Raw genomic sequence first — 15,864 nt, 5'->3', positions numbered from 1 at the left:
ACGCACGCCGCGGACTTCCGCGGCAACCCTCGCGGTGACCCTCGCTGCGGTTCACCAGCTCCTGTCATGCACCTGCCCCGCACCGCCGCGCACGCTTTGCCGGCGGCCTGCGGGCTGCTTTCCTTCTTCCTCATGTCTTCCCAACCCAGTCGCTTGCGCACCGCGTGGTGCCCCAGCATTCCCCGCGAGCTGATGGCCGGCGCCGTCGCCACCTTCGCGCTCATTCCCGAGGTCATCGCCTTCTCGTTCGTGGCCGGGGTCGATCCGGCGGTCGGGCTGTTCGCTTCTTTCATCATCGGCATCGTCATCGCCTTCACGGGCGGGCGGCCGGCCATGGTGTCGGCCGCGGCGGGCTCGGTGGCGCTGGTGGCCGCGCCGCTGGTGCATGCGCACGCCCTGCCGTACCTGCTGGCGGCCGGCGTGCTCGCGGGCGCGATGCAGATCGTGTTCGGCCTGCTGCGCCTGGGCGTGCTGATGCGCTTCGTGTCGTCGTCGGTGCGCACGGGCTTCGTCAACGCGCTGGCCGTCCTGATCTTCGCGGCGCAGATGCCGCACTTCATCGGCGCCAACATGGCGACCTGGGCCATGGTGGGGCTCGGGCTGGCGGTGATCTACCTGCTGCCGCGCCTCACCACGGCCGTGCCCTCGCCGCTGGTGTGCATCGTGGTGGTCACGCTGGCGGGCCACTTGCTGGGCCTGCCACTGAAGACGGTGGCCGACCTGGGCCAGCTGCCGAGCGCATTGCCGGCCTTCGCGCTGCCGCAGGTGCCGTTCACGCTCGACACGCTGCGCATCATCGCGCTGCCCGCCTTCGCCATCGCAATGGTCGGGCTGCTCGAATCGATGATGACCGCCAGCGTGGTCGACGAGCTCACCGACACGCCCAGCTCGAAGAACCGCGAGTGCAGCGGCCTGGGCGTGGCCAACGTGGCGGCCAGCTTCTTCGGCGGCATCGCGGGCTGCGGAATGATCGGCCAGACCGTGAGCAACGTGCGCTACGGCGGGCGCGGCCGGCTGTCGACGCTGTTCGCGGGCGCGTTCCTGCTGGTCTTGATGGTGCTGCTCAAGCCCTGGGTGTCGCAGGTGCCGGTGGCGGCGCTGGTGGCCATCATGGTGATGGTGTCTGCATCGACCTTCGACTGGGGCTCGCTGCGCACGCTGGTGCGCCACCCGCGCATGTCCAGCGCGGTGATGCTCGCGACCGTGGCCGTCACGGTGGGCACCGACAACCTGGCGGCGGGCGTGGCCGTGGGCGTGATGCTGAGCGGCGTGTTCTTCACCTTCAAGGTGGCGCGGCTGCTGAACGTGCAGGCAGCGAAGGAAGCCGACGGTGCCCTCGTGTACCGCGTCACGGGCCAGGTGTTCTTCGCCTCGGCCGACATGCTGGTGGACGCCTTCGACGTGCGCGAGATCGACGCCGCGCCGGTGCGCATCGACGTGTCGCAGGCGCATTTCTGGGACGTGACGGGCGTGGCCGCGCTGAAGAAGGTGGTCGAGCGCCTGCGCAAGCACGGCAGCACGGTGGACGTCACCGGCATGAACCAGGCCAGCCGGGACCTCGTGCTGCAGCTGGACGCGGCGCCCGACTGAGGCTGTAGAAGCTGATCGGCACGTTGCCGTTCGGCAACAAATTGAAACAAAACCGGTTCTTTACAGGCTGGGTTTTGGCAGAAATTCAGCCTTTTGTTTACACCTGATTACTATTGGCAGCGATTCTGAACATCGCTGCCCTCGCGCCTCATTTGTTCAGCCCACGGTGTAGCTGGAAGAAGAAATGAGCCGAAGCTTGATGAGACAGTGGGTTCGATGCGGCGTGGCCGCCGCGGTGGCAATGGCCGTCCTGGGCGGCGGCGCGGCCCATGCGCAGGGCGAGCGCTTCGACATCGCGCGCTTCCAGGTCGAGGGCGACACGCTGCTCGGCGCCGCCGAAGTACAGCGCCTGGTCGGCGGCATCGCCGGCCCGGGCCGCGCCTACGGCGACATCCAGCGCGCGGTCGATGCGCTGCAGCAGGCCTATGCGCAGGCCGGCTACAGCACGGTGAAGGTGTCGGTGCCCGAGCAGGAGCTCACGGGCGGCATCGTCACGCTGAAGGTGACGCAGGCCGTCATCGGCAGGGTCACCGTCAGCGGCAACACCCGCTTCAGCGAGCAGAACATCCGCGCCAGCCTGCCCGCGCTGCAGCCGGGCCGCGTGCCCGACCTGCGCGCGATTTCGGGCTCGGTGCAGCTGGCCAACGACAACCCGGCCAAGCAGGTGGGCGTGACGCTGGGAGACGGCGCCACCCCCGGCACCCTGGACGCCAAGGTGGCCGTGACCGACAACGACCCGCTGCGCGTGATCGCCACGCTGGACAACACCGGCACCCCGGCCAGCGGCCGCTGGCGCACCGGCGTGGCGCTGCAGCACGCCAACCTGTTCGACCGCGACCACGTCGGCACGCTCGCGTACACCACCTCGCCCGACAGCCCCTCGGGCATGCGGCTGGAGCTGTACTCGCTGGGCTACCGCATTCCGCTGTACGCCCTGGGCGACAGCATCGACTTCGTCTACGGCAAGTCCAGCGCCAACTCGCCCGCGAGTTCGCCCACGCTGGGCGGCGTGCTGGGCTTTACCGGCAAGGGCGACATCTACGGCCTGCGCTTCAACCACTTCCTGGGCCGCAGCGGCGAAAGCAGCGCGAAGCTGGTGCTGGGCATCGACCGCAAGCGCATCGACTCGCGCTGCGACGTGGGCGGGCAAGAGGTCAGCATCGCGCCGCCGACGCCGCCCATCGCGGCCTGCGTGCCCTACGTGACGGCGCCGCTGAGCCTCACCTACGTCGGCCAGCGCGAGAGCGTGGGCGAGACGCTGGGCTACAGCCTGGGCGTGTCGCGCAACCTGGCGAGCGGCACGCGCTACACCAACCTCGACGGGCGCACCGACCGCTACTCGTACCTCACGCCGGGCAACCGCGACACGCGCGACGGCTTCGTGGTGCTGCACGGCGCGGCCTCGTGGTTCAAGGGCCTGTCGAACGACTGGCAGCTGCGCCTGAACGGCAGCGCGCAGTACGCCAACGCGCCGCTGGTGGCGGGCGAGCAGTTCGGCCTCACGGGCCTGTCGCTGGTGCGCGGCTTCCAGGAGCGCGCGGTGGCGGCCGACAGCGGCCTCGTCGCCAATGCAGAGCTCTACACGCCCGAGCTGGGCGGGCCGGCCGGCACCCTCGGCATCCCAGGCCAGCTGCGCCTGCTGGCCTTCTACGACGCCGGCTACGGCGCCAACAAGCGCACCGCCGGCACGCTGGTGCCCAGCCACGTCACGGTGGCGAGCATGGGCGTCGGCGCGCGCTACGCGTGGGGACGCAATTTCAACCTGCGGCTGGACATTGCCCGCGTCAACGACGCCGGCAATGCCTTCACCGAGAAGCGCGGCGACTGGCGCGCCCATCTGAGCGCCATGGTGGCGTTCTGAAACCGTTGATCCCGTCGACCGATTCGGCCTCCTAGAACCTCAGGCAGACGACCACCATGCGCTCGCACTCCAAACTCCCGCCCCGGCTTCGGCTCCTCCCGCTCACCATCGCGGCCCTGTGCGCGGCGGCCGGCGCGCCCGTGCATGCGCAGCTCGCGGTGGGCGCGCTGCCCACGGGCTGGAACGTCGGCTCGGGCAACGTGTCGATCGTGCAGAACGGCAGCACGCTCAACATCCAGCAGCTCACGCCGCAGGCGCTGGTCAACTTCGCCACCTTCAACGTGGGCGCGGGCGCGCTGGTCGACATTCGCCAGCCCGGCGCCGCCTCGGCGCTGCTGGCGCGCACCACCGGCGGCAACCCTTCGCAGATCTACGGGCAGATCAAGGCCAACGGCGCGCTGTGGCTCATCAACCCGGCCGGCATCATGGTGGGCCAGGGCGCGCGCATCGACGTGGGCAGCTTCATCGCGAGCACGCTCAACGTGAGCGACAGCGACTTCCTGGCGGGCCGGCTGAACTTCAAGGCCGGGGGCACGGCGGGTGCAGCGGATGCAGCGGGTGAAGTGCGCAACGCCGGCACCATCACCGCGGCCAGCGGCGGCAGCATCTACCTGGTGGCGCCCGGCGTCACCAACACCGGCACGCTGAACGCGCCCAACGGCGAAGTGCTGCTGGCGGCGGGGCAGAACGTGCAACTGGTGGACACCGGCACGCCCGGCGTCTCGGTGGCCATCACCGGCGCGGCCGGCGAGGTGAAGAACCTGGGGCGCATCGCGGCGGAAGCGGGGCGCATCGGCCTCGCGGCGGGCCTGGTGAGCAACAGCGGCAGCATCAACGCCGACAGCGTGGTGCGCGAAGGCGGGCGCGTGTTCCTGCGCGCCTCGGGCGACCTGAAGACCACCGCTGCCTCCGACATCAGCGCCAACGGCACCACCGGCGGCAACGTGCAGCTGTATGCCGACGGCGCGGCCCGCATCGACGGGCGCGTGTCGGCCACCGGCAGCGCGGGCCGCGGCGGCTACGTCGACACCTCGGGCAAGAAGTCGCTCGACGTGGTCAACGCGCCGGTGGTGGGCAAGGGCGGCGAGTGGCACATCGACCCCTTCGACATCGAGATCGTGGACGGTTCCCTGGGCAGCGGCACCAGCGGCGGCATCGAGAACGGCCAGAGCGTCATCGTGTCGAACGAAGGCGGCGCGCGCATCGGCGCGAACACCATCAAGGCGCAGCTGGACGACGGCGTCAATGTGTCGATCACCACGGGCGCGGGCCCGGGCGAGTTCGGCGCCGGCGACATCACCGTGAACGGGGCCATCGTCAAGACCGGCGCCGTCGACTCGACGCTCACGCTGAACGCGAGCAACAACATCTACATCAATGCGGCCATCAGCAGCAGCAAGAGCACGCTCGGGCTCAACCTGAACAGCAACCTGGCGAACGCAGACGCCAAGGTCAGCCACGCGGCGCAGCTCAACGCCAACCTCGACCTGCACGGCGGCGTGCTGACGGTGTCGCAAGGCGAGGGCACGGGCAACGGCACGCTCGACATCGTCGGCGGCACCACCTTGCTGAACATGCCGACGTCGGCCATCGTGGCGGACACCGTCAACGTGGGGGCGAACGGCACGCTCGCGGTGAACCGCGCGGGCTCGGCCCTGTCGGGCGCGCTGAACAACGCGGGCACCGTGTCGGTGGGCGGCGGCACCGCGCTGTTCGACCACAGCGGCACGCACAGCGGCACGTTCAACGTGGCCGCGGGGTCGAGCGCTTCGTTCTCTGGCGGCCACAGCTTCAACGCGGGCACCGTCTTTACCGGCACGGGCACTGTCGAGTGGTCCGACAGCGTCAACCTGGGCACCTCGCTCAGCTTCGGCAAGGGCAACGGCGCGCTGGTGATGCACGGGCTTTCGGTCTCCACCAGCAACGCCAGCGTGCTCACCACGCAGGGCATGGGCCACGTGGTCGACAGCCAGATGGACCTGCAGGGCGGTGCCACCTGGGTGAACAACGGCAGCGTCGACGTGCGCGGCGACGGCGCCATCATCGTCTACCAGGCGGGCAACCGCTTCGAGAACAACGGCACCGTCACCACCTCGGGTACCTTCGACAACGTGCTGGTGGGTTCGACGGCTGCGAGCACCTTCTTCAACAACGGCACCATCGTGAAGAGCGGCGTGGCCGCGCAGAACTACTTCGACATCACCAACACCGCCGGCAGCACCCTGCGCGTGGACGCGGGCGAGTTGCTGCTGCAGCACTCCACGCAAGGCGGCACCGTGCAGGTGGCGGCCGGCGCGCACGCCACGTTCTACGGCCTCGCGCTGAACAGCGGCGTCGTGTTCTCGGGCACCGGCGCCGTCACGTGGAACGGCGCGGTCACGCTGCTGGGCGACGTGGACATCGGCGCGGCGGCGCCTGCGCTGTCGGGCGGCCCGCTGACCTACCTGCAAGGCAACGGCCACCAGTTCACCACGCGCAACGTGGTGAACATCACCGACAACGCCAGCTGGGTGCTGACCGACGCCACGACCTGGAACAACCTGGGCAGCGTGAACGTGGGCACGGCGGGTGCCGCGCGCGGCGACGTGGGCCCGGGCACGCTCGAGTTGCAGGGCAGCGGTGCCTTCAACAACCGCGCGGGCGCCGCGCTGACCGTGTCGCCCGGCTCGCAGTTGCGGCTGGCCGCCACCGGCGTGGTCACCAACGACGCCGGCGGCACCGTTCGCCTGGTGAGCGATGGGTCGGACTCGGGCCCGGTCTTTCGCAACCCCGCCAACGGCCATCTGCTGAACAGCGGCACCGTGGTGAAAAGCGGCGTGGGCAGCACCGCTGCGCCGCTCACCAACCTAGCCGGCGGCACGGTGCGCATCGAAGAGGGCGAGCTCGATGCGCGCATGGGCGCCGACAACCCGAACAACGGCGCCATCGTGCTGCTGCCCGGCAGCACGCTCGGCAGCGGCGACACGCACCTGTACAACAACGGCAGCATCGCGGGCAGCGGCACCGTCGCGCTGGGCGGCGACGCCACGCTGTTCAACAACGGCACGGTCGCCCCCGGCAGCGCGGACGCGCTGGGCCGGATCGCCGTGCAGGGCAGCTATGTGCAGGGCGCCAACGGCGTGCTGAACATTCGCCTGGGCAGCGACGGCGTCGACCTGCTCGACATCGACGGCGCGGCCACGCTGGGCGGCACGTTGAACCTGGGCACGCTCGGTGGCTTCATGCCGGCGAACGGCGCCATGGCCGACTTCGTGGTGGCGCGTGGCGCCGGCAGCGGCACCTTCGCGCAGGTCAACGCGCCCGGCCTCGCGTCGGCCAGCAGCACGGCCACGCTGAGCGTGAGCTACCCGGCGCCCGGCGCGAGCGAGGGCACGGTGGCGCGCGCCACGGCCGCCGTGCTGCCGTCCGTTGGCGTGTGCACGTCGAACGCCGCGTTGCCCGGTTGCGACAGCGTGCTGCCGACGCTGGCGCAGTGCGTGGCCAACAGCATGCTGGACGGCTGCTCGGCCCGCCTGCCCAGCGTGGCGATGTGCACGGTGAGCCCGTTGCTGCCGGGGTGCCCGTCGCCGCCGGCCGCCACGCTGCCGCCCGCGCCGTTGCCTGCGCCCGCGCCGTCGGCCGACATCTGCACCATCGCCCCGAACTCGGCGCTGTGCCAGGTGCTGTCGCCGCCGACCGCGTCGCAGCCGGTCAAGCCGGTGCAGCAGGCGGCCGACGAGGTCATCAAGACCGTGGTCGCGTCGCAGCCCAAGACCGATTTCGACCAGGTGGCGTTCCTGGACACGAAGAAGAGCGCGACGCCGGGTGGTTCGTCGGCGTCGGGTTCCGGCGATGACACAAAGAGCGACACGAACAGCGACACGAACAGCGCCGGATCGAAGACCGGCACCGTGAACGAGCCCGCCAAGAAGATGTATTGCAACTGAGGCAGACCCACGCATGAAAGCAACCCCATTCCTCGCAGGCCTGCTGGCCTTCGCCTCGTTCGCCCTCATGGGCGCGGCCCAGGCCCAGGGTGCGTCGCCGGTGGTCGGCACCGTAACCAACCTCTCGGGCGTGCTGGTCGTTCGCACGGCCGAAGGCGCCACCCGGCTGCTGGCCGTGGACTCGCAGATCCGCCAGGGCGACACGCTGACCACCGAGAGCCGCGCCTACGCGCAACTGAAGTTCAGCGACGGCGCCGAGTTGGTGCTGCAGCCGCAGTCGATGCTGGTGGTCACGCGCTATAGCTACGACGCCGCGCAGCCGCAGCGTGACGGCATCGAGCTCGGCCTGGCGCAGGGCGGCTTCCGCAGCACCGCCGGCGCGGTGGGCCAGCGCAGCAAGGACGCCACCGTCATCAACACGCCCATGGGCGCGCTCAAGGGCAACGCCAGCATGGTCGTGTCCCTGCAGCAGCCGTGAAGCGCACTCACCTTCGCGAGACACCGATGAAAAAACGCTTCCTTGCCCTGCCTGCAGCGCTTGCCGTGCTGGCCACCGCCGCGATGCCTGCCCTGGCGCAGCAGGCGCTGCCCAAGGCCCCTGTCTCGACCCCGCCGCTGCCGCCGGGCCTGTACGTGCAGGTGATCGACGGGCTGATCAACGTGACCAACAAGGGCGGCAGCCAGACCTTTGCCCCAGGCCAGTTCGGCTTCACACCCACGCCGGTGCAGGCGCCGGTCGTCGTGCCGAAGAACCCCGGCCTGCAGTTCACGCTGCCGCCCGCGTTCAGCGCGCCCCCGACGGTCACGGGCAGTTCCAGCGGGCCCAAGTCGAACGCCGTCGACTGCGAGGTGCGCTGAGCGTTCACGCCGCGGCTTGTGGCCGTGGCGGATGCGCCGGACGCTCCTGTCGATCCGCCTGTGCCGGATGTTGCGCCCGCGCCCGCGTGCGAAAGCGCCCCGGGCTCTCGCCGATCTCGCGCTTGAAGGCCGCGCTGAACGCCGTCTCCGACTGGTAGCCGATGCGCTCGGCGATGCGCGCGATGCCTTCGTCGCTGTGGCGCAGCGCGTTGCGCGCCACCGTCATGCGCCAGCCGCCCAGGTACTCCAGCGGCGTCGATCCGGTCAGCGCCTTGAAGCGCACCGCGAAGGCCGTGCGCGACATGCCCGCGGTGTGCGCCAGGCGCTCCACCGTCCACGGTTGGGCGATGTCGCCGTGCATGCGCGACAGCGCCTGGCCGATGCGCGCGTCGGCCATCGCACCCAGCCAGCCCTCGGGCTGCGGCGCGTTCGCCAGGTACACGCGCAGCGCCTGCACCAGCACCAGCGCGGCGAGGTGGGTGCGCGCGATGGAGGCGCCGGGGCGCAGCTCGGCCGTTTCCCAGCTCATCAGGTCGAGCAGCCCCGCGAGCGGTCGCGTGCCCGGGTCGCTCGCGCGCAGGTGGATGAGCGGCGGCAGGTGGCGCAGCAGCAGCTCGCCGGCTTCGCCGTCGAGCGTGAAGCGGCCAGTGGCCATGGTGACCATGGGGGCGCTGGCCTCGTCGCCTTCCGTCTCGCTGCCTGCGCCGTGGCCCTCGAAGCGCATCACGCCGTCGGCGCCGCGGTGGTCGCGGCTGGCCTGCACGCCGTCCTGCAAGGGGCCCGGCGGATCGCTGCACGCCATGAAGGGCTGGCCGTTGGTCAGCAGGTAGAAGTCGCCGGCCGCCATGGACACGACATCGGCCGCGGCATCTGCCGTGTTTTCGATCTGCATCCGCAGCCGCCCCGTGAGCACGCAGCCCAGCTTGATGTGCGACGCATAGCGCGGATACCGGAAGCCCCAGCGCCCGCGCGCCTCGAAGCGCGAAGACAGCGTGCTGCTCACCGTGAGCATCGACAACACATCGGACAGCGGATCCATGGTCTTTGGCTCTTTGTGTACGGTTGAATAGGAAAAGCGCTATTTTGATTATTCAATCATTCAGCGCCAAGCGCGAGCATGGGCGCATGACCACTTCCGACACCTCCGACACCTCCAGGGCCCCGCTGTCCCGCTACGCCATCGTGCTGGGCCTGCTCACCGCCATCGGCCCCAGCGCCATCGACATGTACCTGCCCGCGCTGCCCGCCATCGGCCGCGCGCTGGGCGCCGACGCGCATGCGGTGCAGGCCAGCCTGATGGCCTTCTTCATCGCCACCGGCGCGGGCCAGCTGGTGGCGGGGCCGCTGTCGGACATGTTCGGGCGCAAGCGGCCGATGTACGTGGGCCTGGCGGTGTTCGTGCTGGCCAGCATCGGCTGCGCGCTGGCGCCGGGCATCGGCACGCTCATCGCCTTTCGCTTCCTGCAGGGGCTCGGCGCCTGCGCGTGCATGGTCACGCCGCGCGCCGTGGTGCGCGACCTGCACACCGGCACCGAGGCGGCGCGGCTCATGTCCCTGCTGATCCTGGTCTACAGCGTGTCGCCCATCCTCGCGCCGCTGGTGGGCAGCCTCGTGGCCGAGGCGGCCGGCTGGCGCGCCGTGTTCTGGGTGATCGGCGCGCTCGCGGTGCTGGCCGTGGCGATGGTGGCGGCGCTGCTGCCCGAAACACGCCCGCCCGCGGCGCGCGCGCAGAGCAGCCTGCGCGGTGCCATGGCGGGCTACGGCGTGCTGCTGCGCGACCGGCACTTCCTGGCCGTGGCCTTCATGGCCTCGCTCACGCTGTCGGGCTTTTTCGTGTACGTGGCCAATTCGTCGTTCGTGATGAGCACGCACTTCGGCGTGTCGCCGCGCCTGTACGCGGTGCTGTTCGCGCTCAATGCGGTGTCGATGATCGTCGCCTCGCAATTCAACGCCCGGCTCGCCGCGCGCTTCGGCATCCGGCGCGTGCTGCGCACCGCGGTCGCCGTGCATGCCGGTGTCGCGGCGGTGCTGCTGGTGCTGACGCTGGCGGGCGTCGACCGGCTCGGCGTGCTGGTCGCGCTGCTGATGGTGGTGTACGGCCTGAACGGCGTGATCGTGCCCTCGGCCTTCGTGGTGGCGATGGAAGGGCACGCGGCGCGCGCGGGCACCGCGTCTGCCTTGCTCGGCACCTTGAACTTCGCGGGCGGCGCGGTGGTGGTGGCGCTGGTGTCGCCGTTCGCCGATGGCACGCCGCTGCCGATGGTGGTAGGGATCGCGGGGTGTTCGTTGGCGGTGCTGGTGCTGGCGTTGCGTGGGCTGAGGCGCGAACGGGCCGCGGGGCCGGTCAACGTCTAGTCAAACCCCCAGGTACCGCGTCCACAAGGACCGATCAGCGTCCAGCGCCGCCGAGTCCCCCTGCCACACCACCCGCCCGCGCTCCAGGATCACGTGGCGGTTCGCCAGCGGCAGCAGGCGCTGCACGTACTTGTCGACCACCAGGATCGCTTCGCCCTCGGCCTTCAGCGTGGCGATGCAATGCCAGATCTCCTCGCGGATGACCGGTGCCAGCCCTTCGGTGGCTTCATCGAGGATCAGCAGGCGCGGGTGCGTCGACAGCGCGCGCGCAATGGCCAGCATCTGCTGCTCGCCGCCCGAGAGCTGGTTGCCCGCGTTGGCCTTGCGCTCCGCGAGGCGCGGAAACAGCCCGTACAGCGCCTCGACCGTCCAGCGCGGCGCGCTGCCCGGGCGCGGCCGCGCGAAGGCGCGCAGGTGTTCTTCCACGCTCAGGTTCGGGAACACGTGCCGCCCCTCGGGCACGATGGCCACGCCGCGCCGCGCGATGGCATCGGGCTTCATCGACTTGCTCGGCCCGCCGATGGCCGCGCCGCCGAAGTGCACGCTGCCGCGCATCGGCGAGAGCGTGCCGGTCAGCACCTTCAGCAGCGTGCTCTTGCCCATGCCGTTGCGCCCCAGCAGGGCCAGCACTTCGCCGGGGCGGATGTCGATGTCGATGCCGAACAGCACCTGGCTGGCGCCGTAGCCGGCCTCGATGGATTTCGCTTCGAGCAATGTGGATGCCGCGCTCATGAATGTCCTTCTGCCTCGGTACCCAGGTACACGGCCTGCACGTCGGGGTGGCCGCGCACTTCGTCGGCGGTGCCGCTCATCAGCACCTTGCCCTGCACCAGCACCGTGAGGCGGTCGGCCAGGCGGAACACGGCGTCCATGTCGTGCTCGATCAGCAGGATGGCCATCGACGCGCGCAGCGACTCGATCAGCTCCACCATGCGCGCCGATTCGTCGGGGCCCATGCCGGCCATGGGCTCGTCGAGCAACAGCAGCTTGGGTTCGGCGGCAAGCGCCAGCGCCACGTCGAGCGCGCGCTGCGCGCCGTGCGGCAGTGTGCCCGCGATGCGCGCGCGTTCGTTGCCCAGCCCGACGCGGTCGGCCAGCGCCACCGCACGGTCGACCAGGCCGCGCTCCTTCGCGCGCGGCGCCAGGAAGCGGAGGCTGCTGCCCGCATGGGCCTGCGCGGCGAGCATCAGGTTGTCGTGCACGGTCTCTTTCGGGAACACGCGCGTTACCTGGAAGCAGCGCGACATGCCCGCGGCCACGCGCTGGTGGTCCTTCAGCGCGGTGATGTCCTTTTCGTCGAGCAGCAGCCGGCCGGCATCGGCCTTCAGCAGCCCGGTGATCAGGTTCACCAGCGTGGTCTTGCCCGCGCCGTTCGGCCCGATGAGCGCATGCACTTCGCCGCGCTCCACGGTGAGGTTCACATGGTCGGTCGCCAGCAGGCCGCCGAAGCGCTTGACCAACCCTTCGATTCTGAAAAGGCTCATGGTGCGTTGCCCGCTTTGGCTTCGGTCGAGAGCGTCGGGGTCAGGGTGTTGGGCACGCGGCGCTTGTACAAGGCGGCCAGCCCCTTCGGTGCCCACAGCGCGACGGCGATCAACAGCAGCCCGAGCGGCATGTGCCAATGGTCGGTGTGCTGCTTGAGCACCTCTTCGAGCAGCAGCCACACGACCGCGCCCACGGGCCCGCCCCAGCTGCGCCCCAGCCCGCCGATGACCACCATCACCAGCAGCGTGGCCGACTGCGTCCAGTGCATGGTCGCCGGGCTCACGAAGCCGTTGCCGCCCGCCAGCAGCGCGCCGGCCAGGCCGGCGATGGCGCCCGCGATGGCGAAGGCCACCAGCTGCAGCCGGAACACCGGGTAGCCCAGCGCGCGCATGCGCGTCTCGTTGTCGCGGATGCCCATGAGCGCGTGGCCGAAGCGCGACTGCGTGGCGCGGTGCAGCCACCACAGCGCCAGCGCCACGATCACCAGCACCACCCAGTAGAAGTTGGCCTCGTTGCCCAGGTCCAGCCCCGGCAGCAGCACGGGCCGGCTCATGAGCGTGTAGCCGTCGTCGCCGCCATAGCGGCGCAGCGACACCACCACGAAGTACAGCATCTGCGCGAAGGCCAGCGTGGTCATGATGAAGTACACGCCGCGCGTGCGCAGCGCCACCGTGCCGATCAGCGCGGCCACCGCGCCCGCGACCAGCGCCGCGGCCGGCCACAGCAGCCAGCCCGACACCACGCCCGCGTCGCTCAGCGCCACGAGCGTGTACGCGCCCACGCCGATGAAGCCCGCGTGCCCCAGCGCCACCATGCCGCCGAAGCCGAGAACGAAGTTGAGGCTCGCGGCCGCGAGCGCCACGACGAGCACGCGCCGCACGAAGCCGATGTAGAACTCCAGCCCGAACAGCGGCGCCACCAGCGGAAACACCGCCAGCAGCACCAGCAGCAGCCCGAGGCCCAGGTAACGAGGAGATGAAAGAAGAGAAGGCTTCATGCGCGCGCCGAGAAAAGACCGGAGGGCCGGAAGATGAGGACGACAACCATCAGCGCGTACATCGCGACTTCGGCGAACAGCGGCCCCAGGTCGGCCGCGGTGGCCGGCGGCAGCGTGGCGCGCAGCAGCATCGGCACGAACGCGCGGCCGATGGTGTCGACCACGCCCACCAGCAGCGCGGCCACGAAGGCGCCGCGCACCGAACCGATGCCGCCGATCACCAGCACCACCAGCGCCGGAATCAGGATGGCCTCGCCCATGCCCACCTGCACCGCGACGATCGGCCCCATGAGCGCGCCCGCCAGCGCGGCCAGCGCCGCGCCCAGCAGGAACACGCCGTTGAAGATGCGGCCCACGCGCACACCCATCAGCTCGGCCATCGGCCGGTCCGACGCGCCCGCGCGCACCCGCATGCCGATGCGCGTGTGGTTCACCAGCAGGTACAGCGCCAGCGCCACAAGAAGCCCGCCGACCAGGATCACCAGCCGGTACGAGGGGTAAGGCAGCCCGTCCATCAGGTTGACCGGCCCGGAGAGCGCGGCGGGCGTCGGCGCCATCACCGGCGAGGGGCCCCACGCCATCGTCACGATGTCGTCGGCCACCAGGATCACGCCGAAGGTCGCGAGCACCTGCGCCAGGTGGTCGCGCGTGTAGAGCCGGCGCATCAGCAGCACCTCGAGCAGCAGCGCCACCACCACCGTGACCGCCACCGCGATGACGATGGCCGCGGTGAACGAGCCCGTGCGCGTGTGCGCCTCGGCCGCCACGTAGGCGCCCGCCATGAACAGCGAGCCGTGCGCGAGGTTCAGCACGTCCATGATGCCGAACACCAGCGTGAGCCCCGCGGCCAGCAGGAACAGCATCAGCCCGTAGCCGAGGCCGTTGAGCAACTGCTCTAGAACAAGAATTCCACTCATAGGATGAAGAGGGTTGCCCGCGTTTTCATTCGGGAAACACCGAGGAACCGGCTTCGCCGGGCCTCAGGTGTTGCCCCCGGTAGGGGGAAGGAGAAGCGACACGAAGTGCGCGCAGCCTGGGGGCGAGCTTTATTTCAGTGGGCACTTGTCGGCGTAGCTGTCGCCGTAGTTCGTGAGCACCGTGTTGATCAGCTTGTTCGTGACCTTGCCCTGCGCGTCCTTGCCGATCACGCGCAGGTAGAAGTTCTCGATGGGGTAGTGGTTGTTCGCGTACTTGAAGCTGCCGCGCGTGGACGCGTAGTTGGCCTTCTTCAGCGCGGCCACCACGGCCTCGCGGTTCTGCGCGTTGCCGCCGGCCTGCTTCACGGCCGCGTCCATCGCGAGGATGGCGTCGTAGGCCTGCGCCGCGTACACCGACGGGTAGCGGCCGTTGAATTCCTTGCGGAACGCGGCCACGAACTGCTTGTTGGCCGCGTTGTCCAGGTCGTGCGCCCAGTGCGAGGTGTTGAACAGGCCGAGCATGGGCTCGCCCACGGCGCCGATCACGTCCTCGTCGGCCGAGAAGCCGCTGGTGACCAGCGTGATGTCCTTCGACAGGCCCGCGCCCACGAACTGCTTGATGAAGTTGATGCCCATCGCGCCGGGCAGGAAGAAGTAGATGGAGTCTGGCTTGGCCGCGCGCAGCTGCGCCAGTTCGGCGGCGTAGTCGATCTGGCCGAGCTTGGTGTACAGCTCGTCGGCCACCTGGCCCTTGAACTGGCGCTTGAAGCCGCCCAGGGCGTCCTTGCCGGCCGGGTAGTTGGGGGCGATGAGCACGGTCTTCTTGAAACCGCGGTCTTGCGCGAACTTGCCGGCGGCCTCGTGGAACTGGTCGTTCTGGTAGGCGGTGCCGAAGAAGTAGGCATTGCACTGCGCGCCCGCGAACTGGCTGGGGCCGGCGTTGGCCGACAGGTACGGGACCTTGGCGTTGAACAGCGTGGGGCCCACGGCCAGCGCCACGTTGGAGCCGATGGGGCCGCTGAAGATGTCGATCTTGTCGCGCTGGACCATGCGGTCGACCAGCTGCTTGGCCTGGTCGGGGCTGCCGGCCATGTCGGCCTGCACGAACTCCACGTCCTGCCCGCCGAGCTTGCCGTTGAGCTGCTTGATGCCCAGCGCGAAGCCGTCGCGCGCTTCGGCGCCCAGCGCGGCGAATGGCCCTGAGATGTCGAGGGCCAAGCCCACCTTCACCGGCGCGGCCAGCGCCGACACCGAGGTACCGAGGGCTGCGCCGCACAGCAGCAGCGAGAGCAGGGTGCGCGGCAGCGCGGGCGACTTCGGGGACAGTTGGCTCATGGATTCTCCGGCGAGGAATGGTGAAACGAAGCACCGGCGCCGCTCCATGCGGCACCGTCAACATTGAACCGTTGATAGCTAAATACTTTAACCATAAACAATTCGGTGTCAACGGTACTAGCACGAATGGTGCCAGTGCTTCATGTCACTTCCTGGTGCGCGCGCCCCGTTTTGCCGGGTGGGGCGCGGGCCTTTTCGGCGGGTCAGCCGAAGGGGTTGGCCGTGGCGAACCACAGGCCGATGCCGGTCGCGATGATGAAGGCGCCGTCGGTCACGCCCGCCACCAGGAAGAACTTGGTCTGCAGCGTGTCGACCAGCTCGGGCTGCCGCGCGGTGCTCTCCAAAAACTTCTGGCCGACCAGCCCGATGCCCAGGCACGAGCCGAGCGCGGCAACGCCGATCAGCAAGGCGACGGCGAGGGGAAGGATGTTGAAGCCGGTCATGGTGTTTTCTCCTGGTGGTTAGTGAATCGATGGAGGTACTTTCCCAGACCGGCTGCGTTCGGTCGATGACCTGGGAGGTCATGCGCGGTGCGCAGCG

At 69.9% G+C, this 15,864-nt stretch carries 12 protein-coding genes and 1 pseudogene; 6 read left to right on the top strand and 7 right to left on the bottom strand.

Annotated features, from left to right (window positions below; genetic code table 11):
* The first annotated feature begins 132 nt into the window (after positions 1-132).
* The 5 genes from QTI51_RS21965 (at position 133) to QTI51_RS21945 (ending at position 8,235) form a co-directional block, all read left to right on the top strand.
* On the top strand, positions 133-1,590 hold the full coding sequence (locus QTI51_RS21965; protein ID WP_116912539.1) for a SulP family inorganic anion transporter: 1,458 nt from the start codon (positions 133-135) through the stop codon (positions 1,588-1,590).
* Between the two features lie 199 nt (positions 1,591-1,789).
* Positions 1,790-3,451 (top strand): ShlB/FhaC/HecB family hemolysin secretion/activation protein, encoded by a 1,662-nt coding sequence (locus QTI51_RS21960; RefSeq protein ID WP_286516245.1) that lies wholly within the window; start codon positions 1,790-1,792, stop codon positions 3,449-3,451.
* Between the two features lie 56 nt (positions 3,452-3,507).
* On the top strand, positions 3,508-7,377 hold the full coding sequence (locus tag QTI51_RS21955) for a beta strand repeat-containing protein (RefSeq protein WP_286516246.1): 3,870 nt from the start codon (positions 3,508-3,510) through the stop codon (positions 7,375-7,377).
* Between the two features lie 13 nt (positions 7,378-7,390).
* Positions 7,391-7,855 carry a FecR domain-containing protein gene (locus QTI51_RS21950; RefSeq protein WP_116912521.1) on the top strand — a complete coding sequence of 155 codons (465 nt, stop codon included), beginning with the start codon at positions 7,391-7,393 and terminating at the stop codon, positions 7,853-7,855.
* A gap of 26 nt (positions 7,856-7,881) precedes the next feature.
* A complete protein-coding gene (locus tag QTI51_RS21945) occupies positions 7,882-8,235 on the top strand; it encodes a hypothetical protein (RefSeq protein ID WP_132748993.1) in 354 nt (117 codons plus the stop codon).
* Positions 8,236-8,239: 4 nt separating this feature from the next.
* Here the strand turns inward: QTI51_RS21945 and QTI51_RS21940 are convergent, their stop codons facing one another.
* Complete coding sequence (locus QTI51_RS21940) at positions 8,240-9,274, bottom strand: AraC family transcriptional regulator (RefSeq protein ID WP_116912519.1); 1,035 nt, start codon at positions 9,272-9,274, stop codon at positions 8,240-8,242.
* Between the two features lie 86 nt (positions 9,275-9,360).
* On the opposite strand from QTI51_RS21940, the gene QTI51_RS21935 reads away from it, so the two are divergent.
* Complete coding sequence (locus QTI51_RS21935) at positions 9,361-10,590, top strand: multidrug effflux MFS transporter (RefSeq protein ID WP_116912518.1); 1,230 nt, start codon at positions 9,361-9,363, stop codon at positions 10,588-10,590.
* Here QTI51_RS21935 and QTI51_RS21930 read toward each other — a convergent pair.
* From QTI51_RS21930 to atpE, 6 genes and pseudogenes are all read right to left on the bottom strand, one after another.
* A pseudogene (locus QTI51_RS21930) lies at positions 10,591-11,241 on the bottom strand (ABC transporter ATP-binding protein); the annotation flags it as partial.
* Positions 11,242-11,318: 77 nt separating this feature from the next.
* Positions 11,319-12,074 (bottom strand): ABC transporter ATP-binding protein, encoded by a 756-nt coding sequence (locus QTI51_RS21925; protein ID WP_116912516.1) that lies wholly within the window; start codon positions 12,072-12,074, stop codon positions 11,319-11,321.
* Positions 12,071-13,072: a branched-chain amino acid ABC transporter permease gene (locus QTI51_RS21920; protein WP_116912515.1), complete on the bottom strand. Its 1,002-nt coding sequence runs from the start codon at positions 13,070-13,072 to the stop codon at positions 12,071-12,073. The genes QTI51_RS21925 and QTI51_RS21920 overlap by 4 nt, the downstream gene beginning before the upstream one ends.
* Positions 13,069-13,989 carry a branched-chain amino acid ABC transporter permease gene (locus QTI51_RS21915; protein WP_116912514.1) on the bottom strand — a complete coding sequence of 307 codons (921 nt, stop codon included), beginning with the start codon at positions 13,987-13,989 and terminating at the stop codon, positions 13,069-13,071. The genes QTI51_RS21920 and QTI51_RS21915 overlap by 4 nt, the downstream gene beginning before the upstream one ends.
* A 129-nt stretch (positions 13,990-14,118) precedes the next feature.
* Positions 14,119-15,324: an ABC transporter substrate-binding protein gene (locus QTI51_RS21910; protein ID WP_116912513.1), complete on the bottom strand. Its 1,206-nt coding sequence runs from the start codon at positions 15,322-15,324 to the stop codon at positions 14,119-14,121.
* A 203-nt stretch (positions 15,325-15,527) separates the two neighbouring features.
* A complete protein-coding gene (gene atpE, locus QTI51_RS21905) occupies positions 15,528-15,767 on the bottom strand; it encodes a F0F1 ATP synthase subunit C (RefSeq protein ID WP_012745530.1) in 240 nt (79 codons plus the stop codon).
* Positions 15,768-15,864: the final 97 nt, after the last annotated feature.

It is taken from the genome of Variovorax sp. J22G73 (assembly GCF_030317035.1).
Taxonomy (GTDB): Bacteria; Pseudomonadota; Gammaproteobacteria; order Burkholderiales; family Burkholderiaceae_C; genus Variovorax.
This window is presented reverse-complemented; position numbering and strand designations above follow the sequence as displayed.

Excerpts from the sequence above, each read along its gene's own strand:
- QTI51_RS21965 (WP_116912539.1), top strand. The coding sequence starts at position 133 with ATGTCTTCCCAACCCAGTCGCTTGCGCACCGCGTGGTGCCCCAGCATT.
- QTI51_RS21960 (WP_286516245.1), top strand. The coding sequence starts at position 1,790 with ATGAGACAGTGGGTTCGATGCGGCGTGGCCGCCGCGGTGGCAATGGCC.
- QTI51_RS21955 (WP_286516246.1), top strand. The coding sequence starts at position 3,508 with ATGCGCTCGCACTCCAAACTCCCGCCCCGGCTTCGGCTCCTCCCGCTC.
- QTI51_RS21950 (WP_116912521.1), top strand. The coding sequence starts at position 7,391 with ATGAAAGCAACCCCATTCCTCGCAGGCCTGCTGGCCTTCGCCTCGTTC.
- QTI51_RS21945 (WP_132748993.1), top strand. The coding sequence starts at position 7,882 with ATGAAAAAACGCTTCCTTGCCCTGCCTGCAGCGCTTGCCGTGCTGGCC.
- QTI51_RS21940 (WP_116912519.1), bottom strand. The coding sequence starts at position 9,274 with ATGGATCCGCTGTCCGATGTGTTGTCGATGCTCACGGTGAGCAGCACG.
- QTI51_RS21935 (WP_116912518.1), top strand. The coding sequence starts at position 9,361 with ATGACCACTTCCGACACCTCCGACACCTCCAGGGCCCCGCTGTCCCGC.
- QTI51_RS21925 (WP_116912516.1), bottom strand. The coding sequence starts at position 12,074 with ATGAGCCTTTTCAGAATCGAAGGGTTGGTCAAGCGCTTCGGCGGCCTG.
- QTI51_RS21920 (WP_116912515.1), bottom strand. The coding sequence starts at position 13,072 with ATGAAGCCTTCTCTTCTTTCATCTCCTCGTTACCTGGGCCTCGGGCTG.
- QTI51_RS21915 (WP_116912514.1), bottom strand. The coding sequence starts at position 13,989 with ATGAGTGGAATTCTTGTTCTAGAGCAGTTGCTCAACGGCCTCGGCTAC.
- QTI51_RS21910 (WP_116912513.1), bottom strand. The coding sequence starts at position 15,324 with ATGAGCCAACTGTCCCCGAAGTCGCCCGCGCTGCCGCGCACCCTGCTC.
- atpE (WP_012745530.1), bottom strand. The coding sequence starts at position 15,767 with ATGACCGGCTTCAACATCCTTCCCCTCGCCGTCGCCTTGCTGATCGGC.